Origin of the sequence: Streptococcus oralis (assembly GCF_003943385.1) — a bacterium.
Classification (GTDB): domain Bacteria; phylum Bacillota; class Bacilli; order Lactobacillales; family Streptococcaceae; genus Streptococcus; species Streptococcus oralis_CA.
This window is the reverse complement of the sequence record NZ_RJPI01000005.1, coordinates 13,335-39,029: the sequence shown is the minus strand read 5'-3', so window position 1 is coordinate 39,029 and position 25,695 is coordinate 13,335. Positions and strand designations below refer to the sequence as shown.

Here is a 25,695-nt window from a genome sequence, read left to right as displayed (position 1 = left end):
TTTTTCAAGATTTTGTAACATTCAATCACAAAAAAAGAGAGAAATAGCCTTCTCTCTTAAACTTAAATCGTAACGGAATCTCTATCCTTAATCATATAGCGTTTTAAAGGAGTTAAGCTAGCTAGCCAGTACAATAGACCTCCAAAAATCGCCGTAAAGCCACTACCAGTTGTGAGCAAGAACATAGGACTCTGGATATGCTTTGTTATAGGGTTGTAAACAAATAGTACTGCAACTAACAAGGAAATGATTACACAAGATAATCCTACCAGATTAAATCCTTTGGTAAACTCATAGGCGTCATGTCCTTCAAGGAAATAGGCTGAACGCAAATCGAGTTTTCGTTTTCTTAAGATAAAATAGTCAACAACGATCATTCCGATAATGGGTCCTTGAATATAGGCCGCCAGCGAGATGAAGGAACCGAAGTATTCATCCACTCCTCCCCAAATCGTAAGTAGGCTCACATAAACCATGGCAATCCAAACCATTAGTTTATAACTTACTTTGGGCATCCCGCTTTTTACAATCATACAGTTCACATACGATCCTGTACCCTGAGTTCCAATATTGGCAAAGGCTACTAATAGTAAACTTAAAAGCGCAAAGGCTGGTGTGCTTAGAGTTGAAAGCATGGTTGTTGGGTCACTTTCATAGACACCTGTTTTGACAAACATAGCCAAAGCCATGACTCCACCTGTCGCAGCAAAGAATGGCGCAACAACCCCGTATGACAAGGCTGTAGCCCAATAGCCACTGCGTTCTGATTTTGCCAAACGTGGTAAGACAAAGGCTTGTGTAGACCAAGAAAAGGCTACGGCCACATTTCCTTCCCCTGACATCATAAAACGTTCAATCGGTGTCAAATTTTCTTGGATGGCAGGTTGGACATTCATAATATCCCTAATCGGAACCGCAACAAAACAGATTCCAACGATGATTAGCCCAACAAATAACAAGGCAACCACCAGAAAGCGATTAGTGCCTTTAATTACCTCTGGCCCCCCAAGAGCAATCAGCGTTCCAAGGAGAACACAGAGGGTACCTAGAATCGGTGCCCATACTCCCTTGTCTAAACCAAGCCCAAAATTATTTGCCAAATGAATCATGGAGCTGGCAAAAAGATTAGCGGTAACGGCGTACCAACCAAAATTTGCCAGACTAATCACGGTTGATAGAACGGCCACCCCTTTTTTACCTAGAACGGATCTCAACCAAATCCATAAATCAATTCCATATTTAACCGCAAACAAGATTGGGAGACATTCAATAAAGACCCAGATAATGTTAAAACTAAAAATATTAATCAACATTTGATTAAAGGTCAAATATTGAGCCACATAGGCTCCTTGGGTATAACACCAAGTTGCGATGGCAAAACCACTTGTCGATAAGAAGAGATCCCAGAAAGAATACTGACGATCCTTGTTGGTCATGGGAACGATTCCCGTTATGGTCTCCTGTTGAATGAAGTCATTCATCTTGGACATTTTATTGAATACCTCCTGTCATGGCTAGGATAATCAGAATATGATTGACTAGAATCATATCAATTACTTATGTAAAATAAACTTTTAAGAAAGGGGAAGCGAATAGATATAGATTAAGGTTTTCATTTATCCTTAAATCGTAACGGAATCTCGATCCTTGATCATATAGCGTTTTAACGGAGTTAAGCTAGCTAACCAGTACAATAAACCTCCAAAAATCGCAGTAAAGCCACTACCCGTTGTGATTAAAAAGATTGGGCTTTGAATCTGTGCTGTTACAGGGTTATAAACAAATAGTACTGCAACCAATAAGGAGATAAATACGCAAGATAAGCCAACCAGATTAAAGCCATTTGTAAACTCATAAGCTTTATGTCCCTCAAGGAAATAGGCTGAACGCAAATCAAGTTTTCGTTTTCTTAAGATAAAGTAATCGACAACAATCATACCAATAATTGGCCCCTGAATATAGGCGGCTAGTGAGATGAAGGAACCGAAGTACTCTTCCACTCCTCCCCAGATTGTAAGTAGGCTCACGTATACCATAGCAATCCAAACCATTAGTTTATAGCTTACTTTTGGCATCCCGCTTTTAACAATCATACAATTCACATACGATCCTGTCCCCTGAGTTCCAATATTGGCAAAGGCTACTAGTAGTAGACTTAAGAGGGCAAAGGCTGGGGTGCTTAGAGTTGACAGCATGGTTGTTGGATCACTTTCATAAACACCTGTTTTGACAAACATGGCTAGAGCCATGACTCCACCTGTCGCAACGAAGAATGGAGCCACAACTCCGTATGATAAGGCTGTAGCCCAATAACCACTACGTTCTGATTTTGCTAAACGTGGTAAAACCAATGCCTGTGTAGACCAAGAAAAGGCAAAGGCAACATTTCCTTCTCCAGAAAGCATGAAGCGTTCTAATGGAGTTAAATCTCCTTGGGTAGCCGGTTGAATATTCATAATATCAGTTATAGGAACGGCGACAAAGCAGATTCCAACGATAATGAGACCGACAATCAACAGGGCGATTACCAAGAATCGATTGGTCCATTTAATCACTTCTGGCCCCCCTAGAGCAATAAGAGTTCCAAGAAGAACACAGAGTGTACCAAGAATAGGTGCCCATACTCCCTTGTCCAAACCAAGACCAAAATTATTTGCCAAGTGGATCATAGAACTAGCAAAAAGATTGGCCGCAACGGCATACCAGCCAAAGTTAGCTAAGCTAATAATAGTTGATAGCAAGGCTACGCCTTTTTTTCCGAGGACAGCTCTCAACCAAATCCATAAATCAATTCCATATTTAACCGCAAACAAGATTGGGAGACATTCAATAAAGACCCAAATAATGTTAAAGCTAAAAATATTAATCAACATCTGATTAAAAGTCAAATATTGAGCCACATAAGCCCCTTGGGTATAACACCAAGTAGCAATGGCAAAACCACTTGTTGACAGAAAGAGATCCCAGAAAGAATACTGACGATCCTTATTGGTCATGGGAACAATTCCCGTTATCGTCTCCTGTTGAATAAAGTCATTCATCTTAGACATTTTATTGAATACCTCCTGTCATGGCTAGAATAATCAGAATAAGGTTAATTAGAACTAAGACGATGACTATAGTAAAATCACTTTTTAGAAATGGCTGGGCAAACACATAGTTTGGTGATTCCATTTCTTCTAGCCTTCTTTTCGTTTCATTTGCTATTAATTCTTCAATTTCTGATGTCGGTTTCATCTCAATTCTCCTCTAAGTATAAATCTAATGCAAGTTTTCCATACTGCTTGGTATAACGATACCAGATGTAGAGAAATTCACCTACTGGTTTTCCAACGCTTTCTTGGAACAGAGCCCACAAAAACCAATAATATGAAGTCACTGATACATAGGCAAAATAGTGACGTTTAGTTTTCTTATCTGGAACTTCTTGTAAATAGATCTCAAGTACCTTTTCAGCTTCTTCCACTGTATAATTTGAACACCCGATAAAGGTTCCTAAATCTCCTGCTGGATCTCCCATACCAGAATATTCCCAATCAATCAAGCTCATTTCGCCAGCTTCATTCAACAAGAAATTCGGACTATAAGAATCTCCGTGGCAGAGAACCTTTTTCGCTTGATCTTCTTGTAGAAACTTCTCAAGAACTGAGACATTCTTATCCAACTCTTCAAGCCCATCAAATTCAAAACGATTGCTAGCCTTTAATTTTTGTCTAAAATCATCAATTCCCTCAAATTGGTCAAAGGAATGTCCCGTTTTTTCTCCAGATTGGTGCAAACGTCTCAAGAGCTCCATTGCTTTTGCTACATCATCCCAATTATCATAATCCAGTTGCTTGGCATTAGGGATAAATTCTGAAATTTTCCAGCCCTCATCCTTGTTCATGGCAACAAAAGTACGATCAATCTTCAATTTTGCAGCAATTTCCATGGAAGCCGCTTCACTAGCACGATCAATATAATTCTCCGTTCCTCTACCTGGATGACGGTAAACATATTTCTTCCCTAGGCAGTCAAATGAAAATGAAGTGTTGGTTAAACCGTCTTTTAGGGGTTTAATATTGACAATATCTGAAGCTATACATCCTAATGTCTTACAGATGTTATCAATGATTTCCGAATTAGTATTCACCAAATAGTGTTCATCAAACTGACGCAACTCATCTAGTGAATCAAACTCCTTAACAATGTCTGCTGAATAATGTCGAGCTTCCAAAGGAAGTTCCTTGACGTGACGACTATAATAATCTTCCCAGAGCTGTTCGCGATACGGCTCATGTTTAAATTCAGTTTCTAAAATATCTACGAATTTTTCACTAAATGCACGATCAAAATAAACATGCCCCACCATAGCCCAAGTATTCGTCCCACCGATTTGAATATCGATAATCGTGTGATTGGAATCTTCCTTAGAGCAGTATTCGTCCGTGTCCCCTTCTGCAAATATTGTAGAATAGTAACCTCTGTAAATGTATCGTTCAAACGGATTTTCTACAAAATAATTATCCGATGAACAGATATAAGTGTTGGAAAGTTGATCTCTGACTAGCATGAGAGAAGAACAGTTGTTGTACTTGTAGTAATCATTATTCACAACGATTTTAACGCCAAATTTTTCTGCCAGATAGAACATTTTTTCTTGCAGATATCCTACAATAACTGTAATGTCCTCTATCCCAGCTTCTTGCAATTGCTTGATTTCTCTCTCAATCAAACGCTCACCTTTAACTTGAAGCAATCCTTTAGGTAGCTCATAAGACAAAGGAGCAAAGCGGCTACTCATACCTGCAGCCATGATAATGGCATTCTTCACCTGATACGGAGCCAAAGCCTCCTCACCTAAGTCAGTTAAGTTATTTTCCTCACTGATCCACTTCTCTTCTTTACATTCCTTGAGAAGATTATTTACCGTCCCCAAAGCGATATCTAGCTGTTCAGCCAATTGTCTCTGCGTAAAGTTTTCATCTTTGTGGGTCAACAAAAAACGTAAAAGTTTAAATTGTTTTTCTGATAGCATATCTTCAGCCTCTTTGTTCAATATTTTTGTTTATTTAATTATATGATGAACACGTGCTTTTGTCAAGTTAGATTCTATATTAAGAAAACGGGGGCTCAAATCAGGCCCATCAAAATAGGGACCAAACGAAAAAAGAGCCCCAAATTTGGAGCTCTTCAAATTCATCTACAAAATAATCCACTAAATTAGATAATTGCTTACGCAATCTCCATCTGCAACCTAAACTAGTCTCCCAGACTAGAGGAGAATTGCTTGGGCAATTCTTATCCGCCGACTAAAACAATCCACTGAATCGGATGATTACTTACGTAATCCTTATCTGCCGACTAAAAAGGTCCCCCGGACTATAGGGGAATTGCTGCGCAACTCTCATCCACCGACTAAAACAATCCAGTGGATTGGATGATTGCTTGCGCAATCCTTATCTGCCGACTAAAAAGGTCCCCCGGACTATGGGGAAATTGCTTGCGCAATCTCCATCCACAACCTAAACTAGTCTCCCAGACCAGAGGAGAATTGCTTGCGCAATCCTTATCCGCCGACTAAAACAATCCACTGGATTGTTTTAGCCACCTAGGTATGCTTTTCTGACTTCGTCTGATGCTGCGAGTTCTTTTCCTGTTCCTGATAGGACAATCTTGCCTGTTTCAAGTACATAACCTCGGTCAGAGATAGCAAGGGCCTTGTTAGCGTTCTGTTCAATTAGGAGAACCGTTGTTCCTTGCTTCTGAATATCTTGGATGATATCAAAAATTTCTTGGATAAAGATCGGGGCAAGTCCCATTGACGGCTCATCCAAGAGAAGGAGCTTAGGTGTTGACATGAGCGCGCGTCCCATAGCCAGCATCTGCTGTTCACCACCTGAAAGAGTTGCCGCATCTTGGTTTTTGCGTTCTTCCAGACGAGGGAAACGTGAGAAAACTTTTTTCAAGTTAGCTTGATTTTCTTCACGATTTTTCTTTAAAAAGGCTCCCATTTCTAAGTTTTCCATAACAGTCAAGCCTGGAAAAACATGGCGTCCTTCAGGAACTTGTGAAAGGCCACCTGCCACGATTTTTTGCGCTGGCATCTTTTGAATTTCTTTTCCTAAAAACTGAATTTTACCAGCACTTGGACGAACCAAACCTGAAAGGGTGCGAAGAATGGTTGTTTTACCAGCACCATTGGCACCAATCAAGGAAACAACTTCACCTTCATTAACCTCGAAACTTACATCACGAACTGCTTGGATCATGCCGTAATGAACAGAGAGGTTTTCAACTTTTAACATAGACATTAGGCTTCACCTCCTAGATAAGCTTCGATAACGCGTTTGTTGCTCTTGATTTCATCTGGAGTCCCATGAGCAATCAAACGACCATATTCAAGAACATAGATACGCTCAGTAACTTCCATAACCAAGTTCATATCGTGTTCGATGAGCATGATGGTAATTTTAAATTCGTCTTTGATACGGCGGATCAATTCTGTCAATTCAGCTGTTTCTTGTGGATTCATCCCAGCTGCAGGTTCATCCAAAAAGAGGATCTTAGGTTCAGTTGCCAGAGCACGAACGATTTCCAATCGACGTTGTTGACCATAGGCCAGATTTTTAGCAAGTGTATCTGCGTCACCATCCAAATCAAAAATCTTCAGTAAGTCCAAAGCTTTATTTTTTAATTCTTCCTCATTCTTATAGAAAGCAGGTAAGCGTAGAAAGCTAGCGAGGACATGTTGTTTATGATGATTTCCAAAAGCGATGAGAACATTGTCTAAAACTGTCAGATCCTTGAACAAACGAATATTTTGGAAAGTACGACTGAGTCCAAGTGAAGCAATCTTGTAGGGAGTTTTCCCATTTAGGAGGTGACCATCTAGTGTCACCGTACCTTCACTTGGTTCATAAACACCCGTCAAGAGATTGAAAAGAGTTGTTTTACCTGCCCCGTTTGGTCCAATCAGACCAACCAATTCTCCCTCGTTCAATTCAAGAGTGACATCTCCAACAGCTGTTAGACCGCCAAAATGTTTGGTTAACTGTTTAACTTCAAGTAATGCCATTAGTTTTGTCCCTCCTTCTTAGATTTTTTAAAGAAACGTGATAGACTTAATTCCCATGTCCCAAGAAGTCCACCTGGTCTGAAGATCATCACCAATACAAGAGCCAAAGCGTAGATGATCATACGTACGCTAGCTACATCTTGAAGGAGCATATTTAAAATTCCTAAAACAATCGCAGAAACGATGGTACCAGTAATCGATCCTAGTCCGCCAAAGACAACGATAATCAACACATTGATGGAATTAATAAAGGTGTAATCTTTTGGTACAACAGATCCGATAAAACCAGCCTGAAGTGAACCAGCAATACTTGCTGTAATAGCACCAAAGACAAAAGCGATAATTTTGATTTTTGTAGTATTTACCCCAACTGACTCTGCAGCAATCTCATCCTCACGAACAGATAGAGTAGAACGTCCAATTGGACTACGTAAGAAGTTGAGAGTCGCAATAGTTGTGATCACCACAAAAAGATACACCATTTGCCAGTTGGTAAAGTTTGGAATACCCAAGATACCAGCAGCACCATTGGTCAAACTACCACCATTAATGATAAAGATACGAATGATTTCTGAAACACCTAGCGTCGCAACAGCCAGGTAATCACCCTTCAAACGGAGTGTCGGGATCCCAACGAGCAAAGCGACTGCACCAGAAATCAAGGCTCCCAAGACCATTGCTCCAAAGAAGGCACCATAGGTTGGTGATTTTGAACCAATAATCGCTGCTGCATAAGCCCCAATTGCCATAAAACCTGCATGACCGAGTGAGAATTGTCCTGAAAAACCAACGATTAAGTTCAAACCTACTGCAAGGATGATATTAATCCCAATTTGTTCTAAAATTTGGACATGGAATAGATTGAGAACACCAGCAGAAACCAGTAAACTAATCAATCCATAACCCGCTAACAGAAGGAATAACCAGAGAATATTTACTTTAAGATTTGTCTTCATTGTTTACACCTTCTCTTTCACATTCTTACCAAGGATACCTGCAGGACGAACAATCAGAATCAAAAGCAAGATTCCATAAACGATGGCATCACGGAAATCAGACATACCAAAGGCAGTTGTAAAAGTTTCCAACAAGCCAATCACAAATCCCCCTAGAGCTGCACCAGGAATAATTCCGATACCACCGAGTACGGCCGCAACGAATGATTTAAGACCCGGAGTCACGCCCATTAACGGTTCAAGAGAGTTGTAGTAAAGGGCAATGAGGACACCTGCTGCACCAGCAAGGGCTGAACCCAAAGCAAAGGTAAAGCTGATTGTACGATTTACGTTAATTCCCATCAATTGCGCCGCGTCACTATCAACTGATACAGCACGCATGGCTTTCCCCATTTTTGTTTTTTGAACAATCACTTGCAATAAGATCATCAGGAGTAAGGAAATTGCTAAAATCATTAACTGGACGTTTGTCAAGCTGATTGGCCCCAAATCATAGCGAACTGTTTGAATGGCTTGAGGAAAGGCGCGAGTATTGGCACCGACCAAGTAGACCATTCCATATTCCAGTAGGAAAGACACTCCGATAGCAGTAATCAATACAGCAATACGCGTAGAATGTCGCAAAGGACGGTAGGCAAGAAACTCAATCACAACACCAAGTAGTGCAGTTCCAGCCATTGAAATAATCAAAGCTAAAAAGAAATCCATTTGGAAAGAATTAATCAAAAAGTAACCAATAAAGGCTCCCATCATATAAATATCACCGTGGGCGAAGTTGATGAGTTTGATAATTCCATAAACCATGGTATAACCCAGGGCCAAAAGTGCATAAACACTACCCAGAATTAAACCATTCACAAGTTGTTGGAGCATAGCATTCACTCTTTTCTATCGTTATTTTTTAGAAAATTTCTCAATTTTCACAAGTTCATAAACACCGAAACAGGGAGTGAGTCAAAGGCTCATTCCCTATTTCAACTACTATTCTAATGTTATGGTTTTACAACTTCTGCTGCTTCCACTTTACCATTATTCATGGTCATCATGTAAGCCGTTTTCACTGTGTTGTGATCTGCATCAAAGCTCGTTTGACCAGTCACACCATCAAAGTCTTTGGTTTTAGCAAGGTTGTCCTTGATTTCACCTGAGTTTTTAGCACCTTTTGCAGCATTGGCTACTAGATAAACTGAGTCATAGGCCAAAGCTGAGAATGTTGAAGGTTCTTCGTTGTATTTTGCACGGTAGGCTTCAAGGAAAGCTTTAGCTTTTGCAGAAACATCAACTGTAGTTGAGAATCCTGAGATGAAGTAAATGTTTGATGCTCTTTCAGCAGTCGCTTGTTGAACAAATTCTTCACCGTTAAAGCCGTCACCACCAACGATTGGTTTATCAATTCCCATACCACGCGCTTGGTTTACGATTTTACCTGCTTCTGTGTAGTAACCTGGAACAACGATAGCGTCAAACTCTTTCCCTTTCATTTTAGTAAGGGCTGCTTGGAAGTCTGTATCACCTGCCACAAACGTTTCATCTGCAACGATTTCACCTTTGTAAGCTTCACGGAAAGATTTAGCAATACCTTTAGCATAGTCACTTGCATTGTCAGTATATAGAACAACCTTCTTAGCATTCAATTTGTTTGTTACATAGTTAGAAATAATCTTCCCTTGGAAGCTATCTTGGAAAGTTCCGATAAATAGATATTCTTGACCTTTGGTCAAACCGTCTTGAGTCGCACTTGGTGAAATCAATGGAACCCCTGCTTGAGTAGCGTTGGCTACAGCTGCAGCAGTTGCACCAGATGTCGCAGGTCCTACGATAGCTGTAACTTTTGATTGGGTCACTAGGTTAGTTGTAACAGAGGCAGCCTCAGCAGTTTCAGATTTGTTGTCTTTGTCTACAACTTCGATTTGTTTTCCATCGATACCACCTGCAGCATTGATTTCATCAACAGCAAGTTGGGCACCTTTTTGTTCAGAAGTACCATAGGCAGCTACAGCACCTGTTTCTTCAAAGTTAAAACCGATTTTGATAGTCTTTTCGTCTACTGGGTTACCAGTTGTATTTGACGCTCCTGACTTGACCTCTCCACAGGCAGCGAGAAGAGCTACGCTAGCAAGAGCCACAAAAGATAGGGCAAATTTTTTCTTCATTTTTAATCTCCTTATAGTTGTTTCAAAAATAGTATGTTAAGAATATACCGAATTATCAGAAAATTGTCAACACATTTATCTCATTTTTTAAATGATAACGTTTTCCTCAGTGCGATAGAGATTGCCAACAAAGGGAGTTTCTAACTCTTGAATGTGGCAACGTCTTATTTTTTTGATAAATCTTTCCTTACCTAATCTCTCAACTAAGTCATCTAGCTCCTCAGTTGGAACATAGAGCTGCAAGTAACGATGTTTTTTGGAATGGTAACAGATATCACCGTATTCCTGAAGTTTTTTTGCATCTCGATTATAGTAAAGATAGATGATTAATCCTGATCGATTTGTTTTTTCAAACATGAGGGATCCTCTTTCTAAGAAATCTTCCCCTATTATACCAAAAAAAGCAAACTCCGTCGAGTTTGCTTTCTAGGTTGCTTAGCTCAAAGAATTGTTAGCCATGATTTCATCAATGAAGCCATATTCGAGCGTTTCTTGGGCACTCATCCAGTAATCACGTTCCGCATCTGCATGAATTTGCTCAACTGATTTACCAGAGTTATCTGCAAGGATTTTCTCCAATGTCTTACGAGTTTTGAGCAAGTGTTCTGCAGCGATTGCCATATCTGTCTGTTGGGTACCACCACCTGTACCACCCATTGGTTGGTGAATCATGTACTCTGCATTTGGAAGCATGAAGCGTTTGCCTTTTGCACCACTTGATGCAATAACAGTCCCCATAGATGCAGCCATCCCCATCACGATGGTTTGGACATCTGCCTTGATAAAGTTCATAGTATCAACGATTGCCAAACCAGCTGACACAGAACCTCCAGGTGTATTGACATAAAGGTAAATATCCTTTGTACTATCTTGGGCATCCAAGAAAAGTAATTGGGCGATAACGGAGTTAGCCATGTTATCTTCAACTGGACCTGTTAGCATGATGATGCGGTCTTTCAAAAGACGAGAGTAAATATCATAGGAACGTTCTCCACGGCTTGTTTGTTCAATAACTACAGGAATCATTCATTTCTCCTTTTAATGTTGAATTTTCTTAGTCATGCGACTCAATACAGAACTATTATATCTTTTTGGTCAAAAAAGGTCAAATTTTTGCTCTATACTATCGACAGAATCAAAAATTCAACCTCCTTGCAAAATTAGAAACATCCTCCAATTTCATCTTTAAGACTCTATCTAAGTCTTATTTCGTACCGAACAAGCGGTCTCCAGCATCTCCGAGACCTGGAACAATATAGCCATGTTCATTCAAGTGTTCGTCCAGAGCTGCTGTAAAGATTTCGACATCTGGGTGAGCTGCTTGAAGAGCTTTCACTCCTTCTGGAGCAGCTACCAGACAGACAAACTTGATGTTTGATGCCCCACGTTTTTTAAGGGAGTCAACAGCCAAGATTGCTGAGCCACCTGTTGCCAACATTGGATCCACTACAAAGATTTGACGTTGGTCAATATCCTCAGGCAATTTCACCAAGTATTCAACTGGTTGAAGGGTTTCTTCATCACGGTACATACCGATGTGACCAACTTTGGCTGCTGGAACCAAGCTCAAGAGGCCATCTACCATCCCGATACCTGCACGCAAGATTGGGACAATCGCCAATTTTTTCCCAGCCAATTGTTTTTGAACGGTCTTTGTGATAGGTGTTTCGATTTCCACGTCTTCAAGTGGAAGATCACGAAGTACTTCATATCCCATCAACATTGCAATCTCGTCTACTAGTTCACGAAAAGCTTTTGTAGAAGTATCTGTACGACGCAAGATTGACAATTTGTGTTGAATGAGTGGATGATTAATGACTTCAATTTTTCCCATTTTCTGAGTTCCTTCTTTCAATTTATTCTTCTTATTATATCAAAAAACGGTTTAAAAAGCTTTCTAAACCATTTATTTTTATTAATTTTTAAATCAAATCTGCCTCTTGAAGAGCTGTCTGAACAGTCTCTAATGGTAAATGGGTTAACTCGGTGCCTTTTTCATGATAAAGGTACTGGGCATAGTCATCCATTCGGTACTGGTTGATATAAACCACGCGCTTACAACCAACTTGTAGCAGTTGTTTGGTGCAGTTCAGACACGGAAAATGGGTCACATAGGCTGTAAATCCTCTGGGAACCCCTCGTTCGGCTCCTTGCAAGATGGCATTGACCTCGGCGTGAAGGGTTCGGACACAGTGACCTTCAATGACCAGACATTCGTGGTCGATACAGTGCTCCGTTCCTGATACGGAACCATTGTAGCCTGTTGAAATGACCTTATTGTCCTTAACGAGGACAGCTCCCACCTTGGCACGTTTGCAGGTCGAACGATTGGCAATCAGTAAAGCCTGGGCTGCAAAGTACTCATCCCAAGCCAGTCTTTTTTCAGTCATGACTCTTCTCCTTTTCCTCTATTTTTTGAAAAATGGCAAGCGTAAATCTGCAATCTTTTCAGCTGGAACCTTCATCCCATCCTTGATCCATTTGAGCAGAACCGATACGATGGCTGAGCTCCAAAACGAATGAAGGTAGCTGCTGACACCTTTTGATTTTCCGTGGTATTTTTCCAGAAATTCCTGCATGGCTTGGATAAAAATCTTTTCCAAGTGGTAGTCCAGAGCGAGTTGGATAACCTTGGCTTCTTTCTTGGCTGCTCGAAAAAGGTGAACCCAGACTAGATAAAGGTCTGTTCTGACATCGTAGTGGCTCAACTGTTCCATAATGTTATGGACACTGCGTTTAAAGACGCTTTCCAAAATCTCTTCTTTGGAGTCATAGTTACGATAAAAGGCAGCGCGTGAGACACCCGCCCGCTTGACCAGCTCTGAAATACTAATCTTAGCCAAGTCTTTTTTCTCTAGAAGTTGCAAAAGAGCCGTCTCAATCGCTTCTCTGGTCAAGAAATTGGATTCTTGATTTGATTTTCTGAGATTTTCAAGAGATTTTTCAGATATTTTACGTTCAGACATAACAATTTCTTTCTACTTGTGACAACAGAGAGGTGGTACTTTTGTTTCAAGGGCTTTCATGATATAATTGTAAAAAAAGACAGAACCTTTGTCAATGTATAAGTGACAAAGATGGAGAATTTCTATGACTTGGAAGATTGTAGCTGACTCTGGTTGTGATTATCGTCAATTGGTAACTCCCGCTATCGATACTGAATTTGTCAGTGTTCCTTTAACTATTCAAGTGGCTGATCAGGTCTTTATTGATGATGCCAATCTCGACATTGACTACATGATGAAAACCATGTATGCGACTTCTGAGGCTTCAAAATCAGCTTGCCCTAGCCCTGATGATTACTTGCGTGCATTTGAAGGTGCTAAGCATATCTTTGTCGTTACCATCACTGGTACTCTTTCTGGTAGCCATAACAGTGCACAGCTCGCTAAAAACATCTACCTCGAAGAACACCCTGACACTCAGATTCATGTGATTGATAGTTTATCTGCAGGTGGGGAGGTTGACTTGATTGTCGAAAAAATCAATGACTTGATTGACCAAGGACTTTCTCATGAGGAAATTGTTGAAGCTATCACAGCTTACCAAGAAAAAACAAAATTGCTCTTTGTCCTCGCTAAGGTTGATAACTTGGTAAAAAATGGCCGTTTAAGTAAGCTTATCGGTACAGTCGTTGGTCTTCTCAACATCCGTATGGTCGGGGAAGCAAGTGAAACTGGAACCTTAGAGCTTCTTCAAAAGGCTCGTGGTGCTAAAAAGTCTCTTCAAGCAGCCTATGAAGAACTCATCAAGGCTGGCTATGCTGGTGGTCGTATCGTCATTGCTCATCGCAGCAATGAAAAATTCTGTCAGCAATTGTCAGAACGCTTGCTGGAAACATTCCCACAAGCCAATATCAAAATCCTCCCAACATCTGGTCTCTGCAGTTTTTATGCAGAAGATGGCGGTTTGTTAATGGGATATGAAATTAACTAAGATCATCCGTAACAAGAGATGCCAAGCATCTCTTGTTTTTTGTGGTACAATAGAGCTATGAAACATTTTGATACTATTGTTATCGGTGGAGGGCCTGCTGGCATGATGGCTACGATTTCCAGTAGCTTTTATGGTCAGAAAACTCTTCTCATCGAAAAAAATCGCAAACTTGGAAAAAAATTAGCTGGAACTGGTGGTGGTCGTTGTAATGTAACCAACAATGGAACTCTAGACGACCTACTGGCTGGCATCCCTGGGAATGGGCGCTTTCTATATAGTGTCTTCTCTCAGTTTAATAACCATGATATCATCAACTTTTTTACGGAAAATGGAGTCAAACTTAAGGTCGAGGACCACGGACGCGTCTTTCCTGCTAGCGACAAGTCTCAGACCATTATCGAAGCTTTGGAGAAGAAAATCACTGAACTCAGTGGTCAAGTCGCTACCCAAACAGAGATTGTTTCGGTTAAAAAGGTGGATAACCAGTTTGTCCTCAAGTCCGCAGACCAAACCTTCACTTGTGATAAACTGATTGTCACAACTGGTGGTAAATCTTATCCTTCTACAGGCTCGACTGGTTTTGGTCATGAGATTGCCCGTCATTTTAAACATACGATTACCGAGCTTGAAGCCGCTGAAAGTCCATTGTTGACAGATCTTCCTCACAAAGCGCTTCAGGGGATTTCGCTGGACGATGTGGCCTTAAGTTATGGCAAGCATGTCATCACTCATGATCTGCTCTTTACCCACTTTGGTTTATCTGGCCCTGCTGCCCTGCGCATGTCTAGTTTTGTCAAAGGTGGGGAGGTTATTTCACTGGATGTTTTGCCTCAAATGAGTCAGCAGGATTTGGCAAACTTTTTAGAAGAACATCGGGAAAAATCTTTAAAAAATGCTTTAAAAACCTTGCTTCCAGAACGCTTGGCAGAATTTTTGGTTCAAGGCTATCCTGAAAAAGTCAAACAGCTAACTGAAAAAGAACGGGAACAACTTCTCCAGTCCATCAAAGCACTCAAAATCCCTGTGATTGGAAAAATGTCTCTTGCCAAGTCCTTTGTCACCAAAGGTGGTGTCAGTCTCAAGGAAATCAATCCCAAAACTCTGGAAAGTAAGCTCGTTCCCGGCCTCCACTTTGCAGGCGAGGTACTGGATATCAATGCCCACACGGGTGGCTTTAACATCACTTCTGCCCTCTGTACCGGCTGGGTGGCAGGCTCCAATCCAATAAATACCAAGTAAGAAAGGAAGTTCTTTGGAACATATTATTTTACTGAGAGGCATTACTCCTAATGGAAAAAATGCTATCCCGAAAATGTCTTATTTGATAGATATTTTAACAGAAGCTGGGTTTCAGCACGTTCGAACCTATATTCAAAGTGGGAATATCATTCTTGAAAGTGACTTAGATTTAGAAGAAATACGAGAACGTGTTCATACTCTGATAAAGGAAAAAATTGGGGCCGACTTAAAAATGGTTATCAAGAATAAGAATGATTTTGAAAAGATTGTTCATGAGAATCCGTTTAGAGAAGACTATCTTCATGATCGTGTGCATGTGATCCTTTATCAGGGATTTATCCAAAGTCTGCCATTAGAAAATTTGAAAGCTGACTACGGTGAGGAAGAAATTTGTGTAGGCGATCACTGTCTCTACCTCTATCTCCCTAGAACTGCAAAACGAAAAAAGCTCAATACCAACTATCTTGAAAAACTGTTTGGCGTGGATCTGACCATGAGAAAGCTAAATGTAGTGGAAAAGTTACTAACAAAATAGGAGAACAAGATGAACAGACGCGAAACAGTCGAATTTGTCAACATGTGCATGATTAAAAACGGAGATAAGGTTCTGGTTCAAGATCGAGTTAGTCCCGACTGGCCCGGTATTACCTTTCCCGGTGGTCATGTAGAGCGTGGGGAATCTTTTACCGATGCAGTTATCAGAGAAGTCAAGGAAGAAACTGGACTAACCATATCCAAACCTCAACTTTGTGGTATCAAAGACTGGTACGATGACGAGGATTATCGGTATGTCGTCCTTTTTTACAAGACAGAACACTTTACTGGTGAACTCCAATCTTCAGACGAAGGGAAAGTCTGGTGGGAGGATTTTGACAATCTATCTCATCTAAAACTTGCAACCGATGATATGTCTGATATGCTTCGTGTGTTTCTAGAAGAGGATCTCAGTGAATTCTTTTACTATAAAGACGGCGATGACTGGCTTTATGAGTTAAAATAAAAGAGCAGAAGAAAATGACCTGAGCTTCAAAANTTAAATTTTGAAGCTCAGGTCATTTCTTAGTTTTTTTTAATCTGGTAATAAATAAGGTCCGCAACGTAGTCTTTTCTCTCAACCCCATTGGCAATGGTTTTTAGGTAGGTCATTCCAGCCTTCTCCATCACACGGCCTGAAGCTGGGTTAAGACTGGCGTAACGAGCTCTGACCTTTTGAAAACCTGCTTGAGTAAAACAAAAGTCTAACACAGCTTTCAAGGCCTCTGTCATCATACCACGGCCCCAATAGGTTTTACCTAAAATATAGCCAATTTCACAACTAGAATCGTTCTCATTCACCTCAACGATGCTGATATCTCCTATCACTTGCTCTGGTTTTTCTTTGAGACAAATCGTCCATTTATAATAGTTAGGATTGTCATAAGAGGCGACCCAATTGCGAATCGAGTTCCGAGTCACTTCAACATCAGGATGAGGATCCCAGGTGACATAGGTCAGATTCTCAGGAGACGAAGCCCAATTTTGAAACATGGCTTCCGCATCACTCTCCACAAATCTTCTCAATATTAAACGTTCTGTCTGTAACATTTGCGTACCGATTGCTTTCATAATGTTACCTCGCTTTCTAAGCTTAAGGCTCAAGCTAAAAAGGTCCCCCGGACCTTCTTCGCTTTCTCATTTCTAGGCTCAGGGTAAAAACCTCCACTGGAGGTTCCTCGTTTTCCCGTTTCTAGACTCGGGCTGAAAACCTCCACTGGAGTTTTTCACTCCCAAAAGTCATCAAAAATTGTGATGGGTAGGTGGCGTTTGTGTTGGCCTTTGTGCCACCAGTTTTCGATGGTTGCTTGAGCTTCTGGACTGATGATTTTGCCTTCTAGGTAGTCATCAATCTCATTGTAAGTGACTCCAAGAGCGACTTCGTCTGCAATACCTGGTTTTTCTTCTTCCAAATCTGCTGTTGGGATTTTTTCATAAAGTGCTGGGTCTGCACCAAGTTCCTTCAAAAGTTGTTTTCCTTGGCGTTTATTGAGGCGATAAAGAGGGAGAATGTCTGCACCACCATCACCAAACTTAGTAAAGAATCCTGTGATATTTTCCGCAGCATGGTCTGTTCCAATGACCGCTCCGCTATGGGCACCCGCAAGGGCATATTGGGCAATCATACGACTACGAGCTTTAATATTGCCCTTGTTAAAGTCTGAAACAGGACTTCCTGTCGCTTCAACTGTAGCTGTCATGGCATCAGCTGATTCCTTGATATTCACAACCAAGCTGACATCTGGTTGGATGAAAGCGAGGGCTTTTTGAGCATCTGCTTCATCAGCTTGCACGCCATATGGCAGGCGGACAGCGATAAATTGGTAGCTGTCATCTCCTGTCTCTGCTCGCATTTCTTCCATAGCTAATTGCGCCAAGCGCCCTGCCAATGTTGAATCCTGACCCCCAGAAATCCCTAGTACAAAGGTTTTAAGGAAAGGGTGTTTTTTCAAGTATCTCTTTAAGAAATCAATTGAAAGACGGATTTCTTCCTGGGCATCAATCACTGGTTTGACGCCCAGTTGCTGGATAATGGTCTCTTGCAAACTCATTCTTCTTCTCCTTCACCAAGGGCTTCCTTGCGCATCTTATCAATCAAGTCCATCTTATCTTGCCAAATATCACGCGCCAAGTCCACTGGATAGTGTTGCGGATTAAGTACCCGTTTATACTCATCCCAAAGTTTGTCAAATTCTTTGCGAGCATAGGACTGAATCTCAGTCAAACTAGGCAGGTTGTAAACTAATGTTCCTTCTTTGAAAATATCCACCAAGAGAGGAACGGCATCAAAATTTCGAACGGTCTTTTTGATATAGGTATAAGTTGGATGGAACATCTTGATTTCTGTCATGTCGCTCACATCAACACCATCATAAGTGATGTAGTCACCTTCTGACTTGCCTTTTTCACGACTGGTAATGCGCCATACCTGCTTCTTACCTGGCGTAGACACTTTTTCAGCATTATTGGACAGTTTGATGGTATTGCGCATATGACCATTCTCATCTTCGATAGCTACAATCTTATAAACTGCCCCAAGAGCTGGCTGATCATAGGCTGTAATCAGCTTGGTTCCCACACCCCAGACATCAATCTTGGCCTTTTGCATCTTGAGATTGAGGATAGTATTTTCATCAAGGTCATTGGAAGCATAAATCTTAGCCTCTGTAAATCCAGCCTCGTCCAGTTGCTGACGGACTTTCTTGGAAATGTAGGCAATATCCCCAGAGTCGATACGAACGCCTTTAAAGTTAATCTGATCACCCAGCTCACGCGCCACCTGAATGGCAGCTGGCACACCGATACGAAGCGTATCATAAGTATCTACTAGAAAGACACAATCACGATGAGTCGCCGCATAAGCCTTGAAGGCTTCATAGTCGTTTCCATAAACCTGTACCAAGGCATGGGCATGAGTCCCCAATACTGGAATACCAAAGAGCTTCCCTGCTCGCACGTTACTAGTTCCATTGGCTCCACCAATCACGGCTGCGCGTGTTCCCCAGATAGCTGCATCCATTTCTTGCGCACGACGTGTCCCGAACTCCATCAAGGGTTCATCCTCAATGACCGAACGAATACGTGCTGCCTTGGTCGCTATCAAGGTTTGAAAGTTAACGATGTTCAAGAGAGCCGTTTCGACCAATTGACATTGGGCTAGAGGGCCTTCCACCTGTACAATCGGTTCATTAGCAAATACCAAATCTCCCTCTTGGGCAGAACGAACCGTCAACTCCAACTTGAGATTGCGGAGGTAATCCAAGAATTCTCCATGATACCCAAGCGTCTCCAAGTAGGCAATATCGCTATCTGAAAAGCGCAAGTCTTCAAGATAGTTCACAATTCTTTCCAAACCAGCGAAAACTGCATAGCCGTTCTGAAAAGGTTGCTGGCGGAAATAAACTTCAAAAACCGCCTTTTTATTGTGAATCCCTTGGTCAAAGTAAACTTGCATCATATTGATTTGGTACAAGTCCGTGTGCAATGTCAAACTATCATCTGGATACATCTGTTTTCCTTCTTCCTTCTTTACAAAGGCATGAACGTATTCTAGCACTTTCACACCGTCCGATAAATTAGTACTATTATAACACATTTTACCGAGATTGATAAAAAACTAACAAGCTATTCTCCACTCTCCAGCTCATCCATATCTTTCTCAAACTTTTTCTGAGCCCATTCTCCATAACTTTTAAGACCGAGATTGCCGATAAAAACCCAAGGAAGGTAAAGCAGATAAGTAAGCACCCAAGCAGATAAGTATTTAACGTTCAAAGGATTGTGCTGATAAATTTCTATGTTGAATTGATAATTCTGCAACATCAAAAGAGTCGTAATAGCGAGAGTTACCAACAAACACCCTACAATCGTAAAATGAAAACGACTATAGTAGTTCACACCCAAATCTCGAGCACGGCCGAAAAAGTAAGAAGCTCCAATAATGATAGTGATGAGAATCATTCTCGGATTAAAAAGACTTGGTGCTAATACTGCAATCATATAAGATAAAAGCAAGAAAGCTATAGAGATATAGAAACTTTCAGCCCCCGCTTTATTCATCAGTTGCTCTTCCCTTTCGTCTAGTAAATGATAATAAAAGAATCTATTTTTCATCTTTTTCCTCCCAAACTTGCTGATTTCTGCGATTCAAGTATAGGATAACTCTATCCATAGAATAACTCCCAACGAGATAGATGACAACTGCTAGGACCACTTTTAGGGAGTACTTCCAAGTCAATAGACTGACCATTTCCTCGCGATTACCTACGATATCAATCAGTAAAATCACTATAGAAAATCCCAAAGCAGATAAAATTCTTTCTTTTCCAGTATTCTCAACAATATCTCGAATATCAATTCCTACATACATGCGGCGAATAATGGCATACAAACCAACTCCGATCAATAAAAGTAATTCTGGTAAATAGGATAGAAGTGTTAAATTGAAAATATAAACTTTGACAAAAATTTCCAGTGCCAAAAATAGGCACATTCCCAAGAGAATTTCTCCTGAAATCTTTCCATCCAATTTTTCCGTACGTTCATCTTTGATCACAAGTTTTTTTCTATTCTTCATCTTCTTCCTCCCAAAATAATTGATCTAAAGTTTTGCCTAAGCATCTGCAAATGGACTGACAGAGCGAGAGACTCGGATTATATTTCCCAGCTTCAATCAGGCCAATAGTCTGTCGCGTAACCCCTACAGCCTCTGCCAAATCCCCTTGTGTTAAATCACGCTCCACCCGAGCTAATTTTAATTTTAAATTTTTAGCCACTAGTGTCCTCCTTCACATTTTTAAAAAGTTGCGCTTCTTTTTAAAAACATTATACCATATATCTAACTTAATGCAATATATAAATTTCATTTTGTAACATTTTATTAACAAAAAAACTCTCTATCACAAAATAATAGAGAGTTCTGAATTTAAATATAGGATTTCAAAATATCAACGACATCACTTCTTTTCTTGACCTGATAGGCCTTGATGCCCAATTTCTCAGCTGCCATTGTATTGTCCTCAATATCATCTAGAAAAACACAATTTGTAGGATCTAACTGATATTTGTCGAGAATCTCCTCAAACATTACCAAATCAGGCTTTATAGCTTTTATATCACAGGATAAGACGAAACCATCCAAAAGTTCTTTTAAGGGATATAGTTGCTCTTCCAGCAAGTCATAAAATACCTTTGAGGTATTGGACAAGACAAAGATGCGATGCCCCTTTTTCTTTAGTTCTGACAAGACAGGAAAGACTTCCGTATAAATGTCAATGTGGCTAGGCCAATTCCAGATAACTTCTTCGACCTTCTTTTGATAGGTCCTGCCAATCATTGACACAACTTTAAGCACCAACTCTTCTCTCGTCATAGTCCCAAGATCTAATCTTTCCCAAAGCCCCGACTGAAAAATGGCCTTATCTAAAATCAAATATTCTTCCTTCGTATCTGAAACACCTTGTAAAATCTTATCCTTGTTCCATTCTAATAAAACGTTGCCCATATCCAATATTATATCCATTAACCCAGCTCCATAGTGATGTGAAGATTTCCTCTTTGATTTATACTTTCATATTTAGCTTACAAATCCTTTTGGTAATAGTATCTTTGTCCTGTATAGGGATAGTCTTGCAAGGTAAAGACTTCCTTGTAGCCATGCCTTTTATAAAAATCTGGCGCCTGAAACTGGTAAGTATTGACAAAAGCAAAACGACAGTTTCGATTCTTAGCTTCATTTTCAGCTTGCTCCAATAGTTTTGAACCGATTCCTTGCCCTCGCAGTTCCTCTTTTACAAATAAATACTCGATTTCTAGCCAATTTCCGAAAGTCTCTGCTACTAAGCCCGCCAAGAGATTGCCCTTTTCATCTTCAACATAAAGGTTCAGTGGCTCGCTTTCAGCCTCTTCTCTTTTGGAACGATTATAAACACGAATCAAATCCCCTATTTTTTGCGCTTTCTGGGACGCCTTATTTTCCAATCTAACGTGCATCCAAACCTCCTAATAAACTGCTACAGCTTGATTATAATCTTATTTCAATAGACTGTCAAACTAGAAAAAAACTCACCAAGCTGAGTTGATGAGTTCATGAGTTATTTTCTAAATTTCCACTGGCTATAAATTCCGAAACCGATAATCCAGATGGCAGAACCAACCGCCCCCATGAAAGTAGACTCTTGTAAAAAGAGAGTTACAAAGACAAAGATAAAGAAGAGCATGGTTAAAGGATTTAGAAAACGGTAGTGGGGCATGAGGTAGCCATCCGCCATGAAGTCTTGTGACTTGCGGTATTTTAGATGAGCCACCATGATCAAGATATAAATCGCGATGTAAACACCTGATGAGGACGCCGTAATCAAAGCAAAGGCATCGGAAACACCTGGCAAAATGTTGATAAAGGCCGCCAGAGCAATTAAAATTGCCGAAGCAATGATGGCATTTTGTGGAACATTGTGACGAGAAAGGGTATCTGCCTTAATAGCTTTTAAGAAGCGATTGGGCGAGTCATGAGCAATCTGGTACAAATGCCGACCTGTTGAGTAGAGGGTTGAATTAAGAGCAGATGCTGCCGACGTCAAAACGACAAAGTTAATCAGAGCTGCTGCCCACTTGATACCTGCCAGCTCAAAAACCGTTACAAATGGTGAATCTGAAGAAGCAAGTTCTCTCCAGGGAATGATAGACATAATGGCCAATAGGGCTCCACCATAGAAAAAGACAATTCGGAGAGGAATTTCTTTAACTGCTTTTGGCAAAACCTGACGAGGATTCTTCGTTTCAGAGGTTGTCACTCCGATAAACTCAATCATCAGATAGGCAAAAAATACCATTTGAAAGGCCATGACAAAGTTCATAACTCCATTTGGAAAAAGGGAGAACTGGTCGCTGATGTTTGCCAAACTTGCAGCCCCATGCGGCGTCTCAAATCCTGTCAAAACCATAAAGACTCCTGTTGCAATCATAGCTAAAATAGCCACAATCTTAACCATTGCAAACCAAAACTCGACTTCTCCAAAGAGCTTAACCGCAATCAGATTGACCAAGGCCAAAATCGTTAAAAAGACAATCTGAATCAACCAACTAGGCCAGCTAGGAAACCAAAACTGAACATAATGCGAAATCGCAGTGATTTCTGCCATACCGATAAAGACGACAGACAACCAATAAGACCATACCGAGAAATACCCCCAGCCTTTCCCCAAATGACGGGTGATAAAGTTGATAAAAGTATGCTGTTCTGGATCCTGGTAGAGCATCTCTCCAACAGCCCTCATCATCAAAAACATAAAGGCTCCTGTAATCATGTAAATCAGGATGATAGAAGGTCCAGTAAGGCTGATAGAACGACCAGCACCTAGGAAAAGTCCTGTTCCGATTGTCCCAGCAATGGCCATCACCTGAACGTGGCGATTGGTTAATCCACGCTCCATTTTATTTTTCTTCTTATTTTCACTCATATAGTCTCCTATTTATTCAAAAAACCAAAAAGGAGTTGAGCAAGACAAGACCTCCACTACTCCTTTTTCATCCTATTTAGGCTGTTTTTTCAACCTTTAAGATTTTGACATCATAGCTACCAACTGGTGTCTCAATGGTCGCTGTATCACCAGTCTTTTTACCGATCAAGGCTTGCCCAATCGGGCTCTCATTTGAAACCTTACCAGCAAAAGCATCTGCACCTGCAGAACCGACGATGATATAGACTTCTTCGTCATCTTCACCGACTTCTTGGATCGTTACAGTCTTACCGATTGCTACCTCATCTTGGGCAACTGCATCGCTATTAACGATTTCAGCATAGCGGATTTTAGTTTCCAAGCTTGAAATTTGTCCTTCAACAAAAGCTTGTTCATCCTTGGCTGCTTCGTACTCACTGTTCTCTGAAAGATCTCCGTATGAACGAGCAATTTTGATGCGTTCTACCACTTCAGGACGTCGAACGAGTTTCAACTCCTCTAATTCTTTTTCTAGTTTTTCCTTTTCTTCAAGGGTCATTGGGTAAGTTTTTTCTGCCATTTTTCTCAACTTTCTTTTCTTAATTTGTTTTTAAAACAAAATTATGTGGAAAACCACATAATTTTAGTTTGAACTACTTGATTGTGTCAGTTTGCTATTGATGTGTTCTGCAACGTTTTGATCATGTTCTTCTTTGGTCGTTGCAAAGTACACTTTACCATCTTCGACATTGGCTACAAAGTATAAGTAGTCACTCTTTGTCTGATTTACACTTGCTTCGATGGCATCCAGACTTGGACTGTCTACCGGTCCAGGCATGAGGCCAAGGTGTGTGTAAACATTGTATGGTGAATCAATCGTTGTATCAATTCCAGCGTCATCCGCTAGACTAATCTTTTGACCAAGCTTGCCTTGGGCATACAGGATAGCGATATTACTTTGAAGCGGCATACCGAGGTTTAAGCGGTTATAGAAGACACCAGCAATCTTCTTGCGATCTTCTGTCTTGGCACCTTCTTTTTCAACAAGAGAAGCGATACTGAGCAATTCATTGACAGTCAGATTCTTTTCTTTGATCGTAGCGTAATATGGTGACATAGCCTTATCCATAGCAGCTAACATCTCATCAATCAAACTTTCAACTGTAGTGCTTTCTTTGATGGTATAAGTTGCTGGGAAAAGGTAACCTTCTAGGCGATAACGAACCCCGCTATCTTTTGTTGGTAGACTTCCAAGCAAGTTTGGATACTTGGCTACTACTTGAGAGATAAAGGTCTCATCTTGAGCTTTTGCCAAGAAAGCATCCGCTGTAAGAGGTTCTTTAAATTCACCTTGAAGTTGTCCTACTGTTTGAGCGATTTGCTCTAATGTATATCCTTCTGGAATTGTCAGGCTTGCAAGAGCTGGTTCTTGAGGTTCAGGAGTTCCCCCCTTTTGCAATTCTTGGATCAATTCATCCGTACTCATGCTCTTCTTCAAGTTGTAATAACCTGATTTTAAGTCTGCGCCCTTATATTTAGCATAAAAGCTAAAGATAAGTCCATGTTTTACCAAACCAGATTTTTCCAAAGTGCTCCCAATTTCTTGAATATTTGAACCTTCTGGAATTTGAACTGTCACATAGTCCTTAGAACTTGCATCAACAGGTTTCAAGGATTCTTGAACGTATCCATAACCAAAGAAGCCACCAATACTTACGAGCACTAGGAGAACTAGGAAAGTTAGCAAACAGCCTTTAGCTTTTGATTTCTTCTTTTTCTTAGCTGGCTTTGTTCCTTCACGACGACTGCGTCGTGGAGCATCCGCTAGGTTATCAACTTTCTCAACTGGAGCAGGGACTACATTCTCCACAACAGGAGGGACTGATTCTTCTTTATTATCATCCGTTTTATAGGAAACAGCCACTTTAGTTGGAGTAGTGTTAAACTCTTTGTCTTCCTTTTTAGGCTCTACAGCATCAATCTTGGCTGGTGCAGACTCTTCTAGTTTTGACTCTTCTGGCTCTGGTCCTGTCACTTCGCTTGATTCAAAACTTGGACGTGATGGTACACTTGGGGCATTTTTTAGGATTTCATCCACAGTTGACAGAGAGTCTACCATTAAACCTTCTGTGGCAAGATTTGGTTCTTGTTCAGAAGGAGCGGGTGGAGTTACTTGAGAAGATGGAGTTGGGGTGGTCGGACTTTCCTCTTCTTTCCCCTTTCTTTCTCTCTCTCTGACTCTCTCTAAATCGCGTAAAATCTGTTCTTTAAAGCTTAACGTTTCTTCTCTTGATTTCTCGCTCAAAAGCTTTACCTCCTTGTTGGCAATCCATAACATTATATCTTAAAAGTCGCAGAAAAGCAACAAAATATACCTTTCTCCA

General features: G+C 40.7%; 29 protein-coding genes. 4 read left to right on the top strand and 25 right to left on the bottom strand.

The features are described from left to right. Positions 1 to 62 precede the first annotated feature (62 nt). From D8803_RS04915 to D8803_RS04845, 14 genes are all read right to left on the bottom strand, one after another. On the bottom strand, positions 63 to 1,490 hold the full coding sequence (locus D8803_RS04915; RefSeq protein WP_131200433.1) for a cytosine permease: 1,428 nt from the start codon (positions 1,488 to 1,490) through the stop codon (positions 63 to 65). Between the two features lie 132 nt (positions 1,491 to 1,622). After that, positions 1,623 to 3,050 carry a cytosine permease gene (locus tag D8803_RS04910; RefSeq protein WP_131200432.1) on the bottom strand — a complete coding sequence of 476 codons (1,428 nt, stop codon included), beginning with the start codon at positions 3,048 to 3,050 and terminating at the stop codon, positions 1,623 to 1,625. 1 nt (position 3,051) lies between these two features. Then, on the bottom strand, positions 3,052 to 3,237 hold the full coding sequence (locus D8803_RS04905; protein ID WP_060805305.1) for a hypothetical protein: 186 nt from the start codon (positions 3,235 to 3,237) through the stop codon (positions 3,052 to 3,054). 1 nt (position 3,238) lies between these two features. Next, positions 3,239 to 5,017, bottom strand: coding sequence for a phosphotransferase (locus tag D8803_RS04900; RefSeq protein WP_131200431.1), 1,779 nt, complete (start codon positions 5,015 to 5,017; stop codon positions 3,239 to 3,241). Positions 5,018 to 5,582: 565 nt separating this feature from the next. After that, entirely contained in the window at positions 5,583 to 6,293 is a 711-nt protein-coding gene (locus D8803_RS04895; RefSeq protein ID WP_000062210.1) for an ABC transporter ATP-binding protein, read from the bottom strand. Beyond that, complete coding sequence (locus tag D8803_RS04890) at positions 6,293 to 7,057, bottom strand: ABC transporter ATP-binding protein (protein WP_131200430.1); 765 nt, start codon at positions 7,055 to 7,057, stop codon at positions 6,293 to 6,295. Before D8803_RS04890 ends, D8803_RS04895 begins: the two co-directional genes overlap by 1 nt. Further along, complete coding sequence (locus D8803_RS04885; RefSeq protein ID WP_131200429.1) at positions 7,057 to 8,013, bottom strand: branched-chain amino acid ABC transporter permease; 957 nt, start codon at positions 8,011 to 8,013, stop codon at positions 7,057 to 7,059. Before D8803_RS04885 ends, D8803_RS04890 begins: the two co-directional genes overlap by 1 nt. Before the next feature lie 3 nt (positions 8,014 to 8,016). Then, positions 8,017 to 8,886, bottom strand: coding sequence for a branched-chain amino acid ABC transporter permease (locus D8803_RS04880; RefSeq protein ID WP_131200428.1), 870 nt, complete (start codon positions 8,884 to 8,886; stop codon positions 8,017 to 8,019). Positions 8,887 to 9,005: 119 nt separating this feature from the next. Beyond that, positions 9,006 to 10,166, bottom strand: a complete 1,161-nt coding sequence (locus tag D8803_RS04875; RefSeq protein WP_000726138.1) for an ABC transporter substrate-binding protein — start codon at positions 10,164 to 10,166, stop codon at positions 9,006 to 9,008. Between the two features lie 87 nt (positions 10,167 to 10,253). Further along, positions 10,254 to 10,523, bottom strand: a complete 270-nt coding sequence (locus D8803_RS04870) for a YlbG family protein (RefSeq protein ID WP_000462107.1) — start codon at positions 10,521 to 10,523, stop codon at positions 10,254 to 10,256. Positions 10,524 to 10,601: 78 nt separating this feature from the next. Further along, positions 10,602 to 11,192, bottom strand: a complete 591-nt coding sequence (gene clpP / locus D8803_RS04860) for an ATP-dependent Clp protease proteolytic subunit ClpP (protein ID WP_000613464.1) — start codon at positions 11,190 to 11,192, stop codon at positions 10,602 to 10,604. A 178-nt stretch (positions 11,193 to 11,370) separates the two neighbouring features. Next, complete coding sequence (gene upp, locus D8803_RS04855) at positions 11,371 to 12,000, bottom strand: uracil phosphoribosyltransferase (RefSeq protein WP_025169005.1); 630 nt, start codon at positions 11,998 to 12,000, stop codon at positions 11,371 to 11,373. 88 nt (positions 12,001 to 12,088) lie between these two features. After that, positions 12,089 to 12,556 carry a deoxycytidylate deaminase gene (locus tag D8803_RS04850; protein ID WP_000136990.1) on the bottom strand — a complete coding sequence of 156 codons (468 nt, stop codon included), beginning with the start codon at positions 12,554 to 12,556 and terminating at the stop codon, positions 12,089 to 12,091. A gap of 18 nt (positions 12,557 to 12,574) precedes the next feature. Next, positions 12,575 to 13,132 carry a TetR/AcrR family transcriptional regulator gene (locus tag D8803_RS04845; protein WP_131200427.1) on the bottom strand — a complete coding sequence of 186 codons (558 nt, stop codon included), beginning with the start codon at positions 13,130 to 13,132 and terminating at the stop codon, positions 12,575 to 12,577. Between the two features lie 124 nt (positions 13,133 to 13,256). Between D8803_RS04845 and D8803_RS04840 the strand changes: the two genes are divergently transcribed. The 4 genes from D8803_RS04840 to D8803_RS04825 are packed head-to-tail and all read left to right on the top strand — an operon-like array spanning position 13,257 to position 16,341. Continuing rightward, positions 13,257 to 14,102 carry a DegV family protein gene (locus D8803_RS04840; protein ID WP_061416416.1) on the top strand — a complete coding sequence of 282 codons (846 nt, stop codon included), beginning with the start codon at positions 13,257 to 13,259 and terminating at the stop codon, positions 14,100 to 14,102. Between the two features lie 57 nt (positions 14,103 to 14,159). Beyond that, on the top strand, positions 14,160 to 15,341 hold the full coding sequence (locus D8803_RS04835) for an NAD(P)/FAD-dependent oxidoreductase (RefSeq protein WP_004246837.1): 1,182 nt from the start codon (positions 14,160 to 14,162) through the stop codon (positions 15,339 to 15,341). Between the two features lie 13 nt (positions 15,342 to 15,354). Continuing rightward, the gene (locus tag D8803_RS04830) at positions 15,355 to 15,876 is read left to right on the top strand and encodes a DUF1697 domain-containing protein (RefSeq protein WP_000400041.1); all 522 of its coding nucleotides are present in this window, start codon (positions 15,355 to 15,357) and stop codon (positions 15,874 to 15,876) included. A gap of 9 nt (positions 15,877 to 15,885) precedes the next feature. Then, entirely contained in the window at positions 15,886 to 16,341 is a 456-nt protein-coding gene (locus D8803_RS04825) for an 8-oxo-dGTP diphosphatase (protein WP_131200426.1), read from the top strand. 59 nt (positions 16,342 to 16,400) lie between these two features. On the opposite strand, the gene D8803_RS04820 is transcribed toward D8803_RS04825, so the two are convergent. From D8803_RS04820 to mltG, 11 genes are all read right to left on the bottom strand, one after another. Beyond that, complete coding sequence (locus D8803_RS04820) at positions 16,401 to 16,946, bottom strand: GNAT family N-acetyltransferase (RefSeq protein WP_131200425.1); 546 nt, start codon at positions 16,944 to 16,946, stop codon at positions 16,401 to 16,403. Between the two features lie 155 nt (positions 16,947 to 17,101). After that, a complete protein-coding gene (gene nadE / locus D8803_RS04815; protein WP_131200424.1) occupies positions 17,102 to 17,926 on the bottom strand; it encodes an ammonia-dependent NAD(+) synthetase in 825 nt (274 codons plus the stop codon). Then, on the bottom strand, positions 17,923 to 19,383 hold the full coding sequence (locus D8803_RS04810; protein ID WP_131200423.1) for a nicotinate phosphoribosyltransferase: 1,461 nt from the start codon (positions 19,381 to 19,383) through the stop codon (positions 17,923 to 17,925). Before D8803_RS04810 ends, nadE begins: the two co-directional genes overlap by 4 nt. Before the next feature lie 116 nt (positions 19,384 to 19,499). After that, positions 19,500 to 19,988 (bottom strand): DUF6773 family protein, encoded by a 489-nt coding sequence (locus tag D8803_RS04805; protein ID WP_131200422.1) that lies wholly within the window; start codon positions 19,986 to 19,988, stop codon positions 19,500 to 19,502. Further along, positions 19,978 to 20,451: a DUF6773 family protein gene (locus D8803_RS04800; RefSeq protein ID WP_131200421.1), complete on the bottom strand. Its 474-nt coding sequence runs from the start codon at positions 20,449 to 20,451 to the stop codon at positions 19,978 to 19,980. Before D8803_RS04800 ends, D8803_RS04805 begins: the two co-directional genes overlap by 11 nt. Continuing rightward, on the bottom strand, positions 20,441 to 20,650 hold the full coding sequence (locus tag D8803_RS04795; RefSeq protein ID WP_038805946.1) for a helix-turn-helix transcriptional regulator: 210 nt from the start codon (positions 20,648 to 20,650) through the stop codon (positions 20,441 to 20,443). The genes D8803_RS04800 and D8803_RS04795 overlap by 11 nt, the downstream gene beginning before the upstream one ends. Positions 20,651 to 20,799: 149 nt before the next feature. Continuing rightward, positions 20,800 to 21,396: an HAD family hydrolase gene (locus D8803_RS04790; RefSeq protein ID WP_131200420.1), complete on the bottom strand. Its 597-nt coding sequence runs from the start codon at positions 21,394 to 21,396 to the stop codon at positions 20,800 to 20,802. 59 nt (positions 21,397 to 21,455) lie between these two features. Continuing rightward, positions 21,456 to 21,866 (bottom strand): GNAT family N-acetyltransferase, encoded by a 411-nt coding sequence (locus D8803_RS04785; protein ID WP_131200419.1) that lies wholly within the window; start codon positions 21,864 to 21,866, stop codon positions 21,456 to 21,458. Positions 21,867 to 21,967: 101 nt separating this feature from the next. Continuing rightward, positions 21,968 to 23,332 (bottom strand): amino acid permease, encoded by a 1,365-nt coding sequence (locus D8803_RS04780; protein ID WP_190316798.1) that lies wholly within the window; start codon positions 23,330 to 23,332, stop codon positions 21,968 to 21,970. Between the two features lie 76 nt (positions 23,333 to 23,408). Continuing rightward, positions 23,409 to 23,891: a transcription elongation factor GreA gene (gene greA / locus D8803_RS04775; RefSeq protein ID WP_038805600.1), complete on the bottom strand. Its 483-nt coding sequence runs from the start codon at positions 23,889 to 23,891 to the stop codon at positions 23,409 to 23,411. A gap of 63 nt (positions 23,892 to 23,954) precedes the next feature. After that, on the bottom strand, positions 23,955 to 25,649 hold the full coding sequence (mltG, locus tag D8803_RS04770; RefSeq protein ID WP_131200418.1) for an endolytic transglycosylase MltG: 1,695 nt from the start codon (positions 25,647 to 25,649) through the stop codon (positions 23,955 to 23,957). Positions 25,650 to 25,695: the final 46 nt, after the last annotated feature.

Bases quoted from the DNA above. Each gene is read 5' to 3' on its own strand.
- clpP (WP_000613464.1), bottom strand. From the start codon at position 11,192: ATGATTCCTGTAGTTATTGAACAAACAAGCCGTGGAGAACGTTCCTAT.
- D8803_RS04915 (WP_131200433.1), bottom strand. From the start codon at position 1,490: ATGTCCAAGATGAATGACTTCATTCAACAGGAGACCATAACGGGAATC.
- D8803_RS04840 (WP_061416416.1), top strand. From the start codon at position 13,257: ATGACTTGGAAGATTGTAGCTGACTCTGGTTGTGATTATCGTCAATTG.
- nadE (WP_131200424.1), bottom strand. From the start codon at position 17,926: ATGAGTTTGCAAGAGACCATTATCCAGCAACTGGGCGTCAAACCAGTG.
- D8803_RS04885 (WP_131200429.1), bottom strand. From the start codon at position 8,013: ATGAAGACAAATCTTAAAGTAAATATTCTCTGGTTATTCCTTCTGTTA.
- D8803_RS04785 (WP_131200419.1), bottom strand. From the start codon at position 21,866: ATGCACGTTAGATTGGAAAATAAGGCGTCCCAGAAAGCGCAAAAAATA.
- mltG (WP_131200418.1), bottom strand. From the start codon at position 25,649: ATGTTATGGATTGCCAACAAGGAGGTAAAGCTTTTGAGCGAGAAATCA.
- D8803_RS04845 (WP_131200427.1), bottom strand. From the start codon at position 13,132: ATGTCTGAACGTAAAATATCTGAAAAATCTCTTGAAAATCTCAGAAAA.
- D8803_RS04895 (WP_000062210.1), bottom strand. From the start codon at position 6,293: ATGTCTATGTTAAAAGTTGAAAACCTCTCTGTTCATTACGGCATGATC.
- D8803_RS04825 (WP_131200426.1), top strand. From the start codon at position 15,886: ATGAACAGACGCGAAACAGTCGAATTTGTCAACATGTGCATGATTAAA.
- D8803_RS04790 (WP_131200420.1), bottom strand. From the start codon at position 21,396: ATGGATATAATATTGGATATGGGCAACGTTTTATTAGAATGGAACAAG.
- D8803_RS04875 (WP_000726138.1), bottom strand. From the start codon at position 10,166: ATGAAGAAAAAATTTGCCCTATCTTTTGTGGCTCTTGCTAGCGTAGCT.
- greA (WP_038805600.1), bottom strand. From the start codon at position 23,891: ATGGCAGAAAAAACTTACCCAATGACCCTTGAAGAAAAGGAAAAACTA.
- D8803_RS04780 (WP_190316798.1), bottom strand. From the start codon at position 23,332: ATGAGTGAAAATAAGAAGAAAAATAAAATGGAGCGTGGATTAACCAAT.
- D8803_RS04870 (WP_000462107.1), bottom strand. From the start codon at position 10,523: ATGTTTGAAAAAACAAATCGATCAGGATTAATCATCTATCTTTACTAT.
- D8803_RS04835 (WP_004246837.1), top strand. From the start codon at position 14,160: ATGAAACATTTTGATACTATTGTTATCGGTGGAGGGCCTGCTGGCATG.
- D8803_RS04800 (WP_131200421.1), bottom strand. From the start codon at position 20,451: ATGAAGAATAGAAAAAAACTTGTGATCAAAGATGAACGTACGGAAAAA.
- D8803_RS04910 (WP_131200432.1), bottom strand. From the start codon at position 3,050: ATGTCTAAGATGAATGACTTTATTCAACAGGAGACGATAACGGGAATT.
- D8803_RS04890 (WP_131200430.1), bottom strand. From the start codon at position 7,057: ATGGCATTACTTGAAGTTAAACAGTTAACCAAACATTTTGGCGGTCTA.
- D8803_RS04880 (WP_131200428.1), bottom strand. From the start codon at position 8,886: ATGCTCCAACAACTTGTGAATGGTTTAATTCTGGGTAGTGTTTATGCA.
- D8803_RS04805 (WP_131200422.1), bottom strand. From the start codon at position 19,988: ATGAAAAATAGATTCTTTTATTATCATTTACTAGACGAAAGGGAAGAG.
- D8803_RS04820 (WP_131200425.1), bottom strand. From the start codon at position 16,946: ATGAAAGCAATCGGTACGCAAATGTTACAGACAGAACGTTTAATATTG.
- D8803_RS04810 (WP_131200423.1), bottom strand. From the start codon at position 19,383: ATGTATCCAGATGATAGTTTGACATTGCACACGGACTTGTACCAAATC.
- D8803_RS04850 (WP_000136990.1), bottom strand. From the start codon at position 12,556: ATGACTGAAAAAAGACTGGCTTGGGATGAGTACTTTGCAGCCCAGGCT.
- D8803_RS04905 (WP_060805305.1), bottom strand. From the start codon at position 3,237: ATGAAACCGACATCAGAAATTGAAGAATTAATAGCAAATGAAACGAAA.
- upp (WP_025169005.1), bottom strand. From the start codon at position 12,000: ATGGGAAAAATTGAAGTCATTAATCATCCACTCATTCAACACAAATTG.
- D8803_RS04900 (WP_131200431.1), bottom strand. From the start codon at position 5,017: ATGCTATCAGAAAAACAATTTAAACTTTTACGTTTTTTGTTGACCCAC.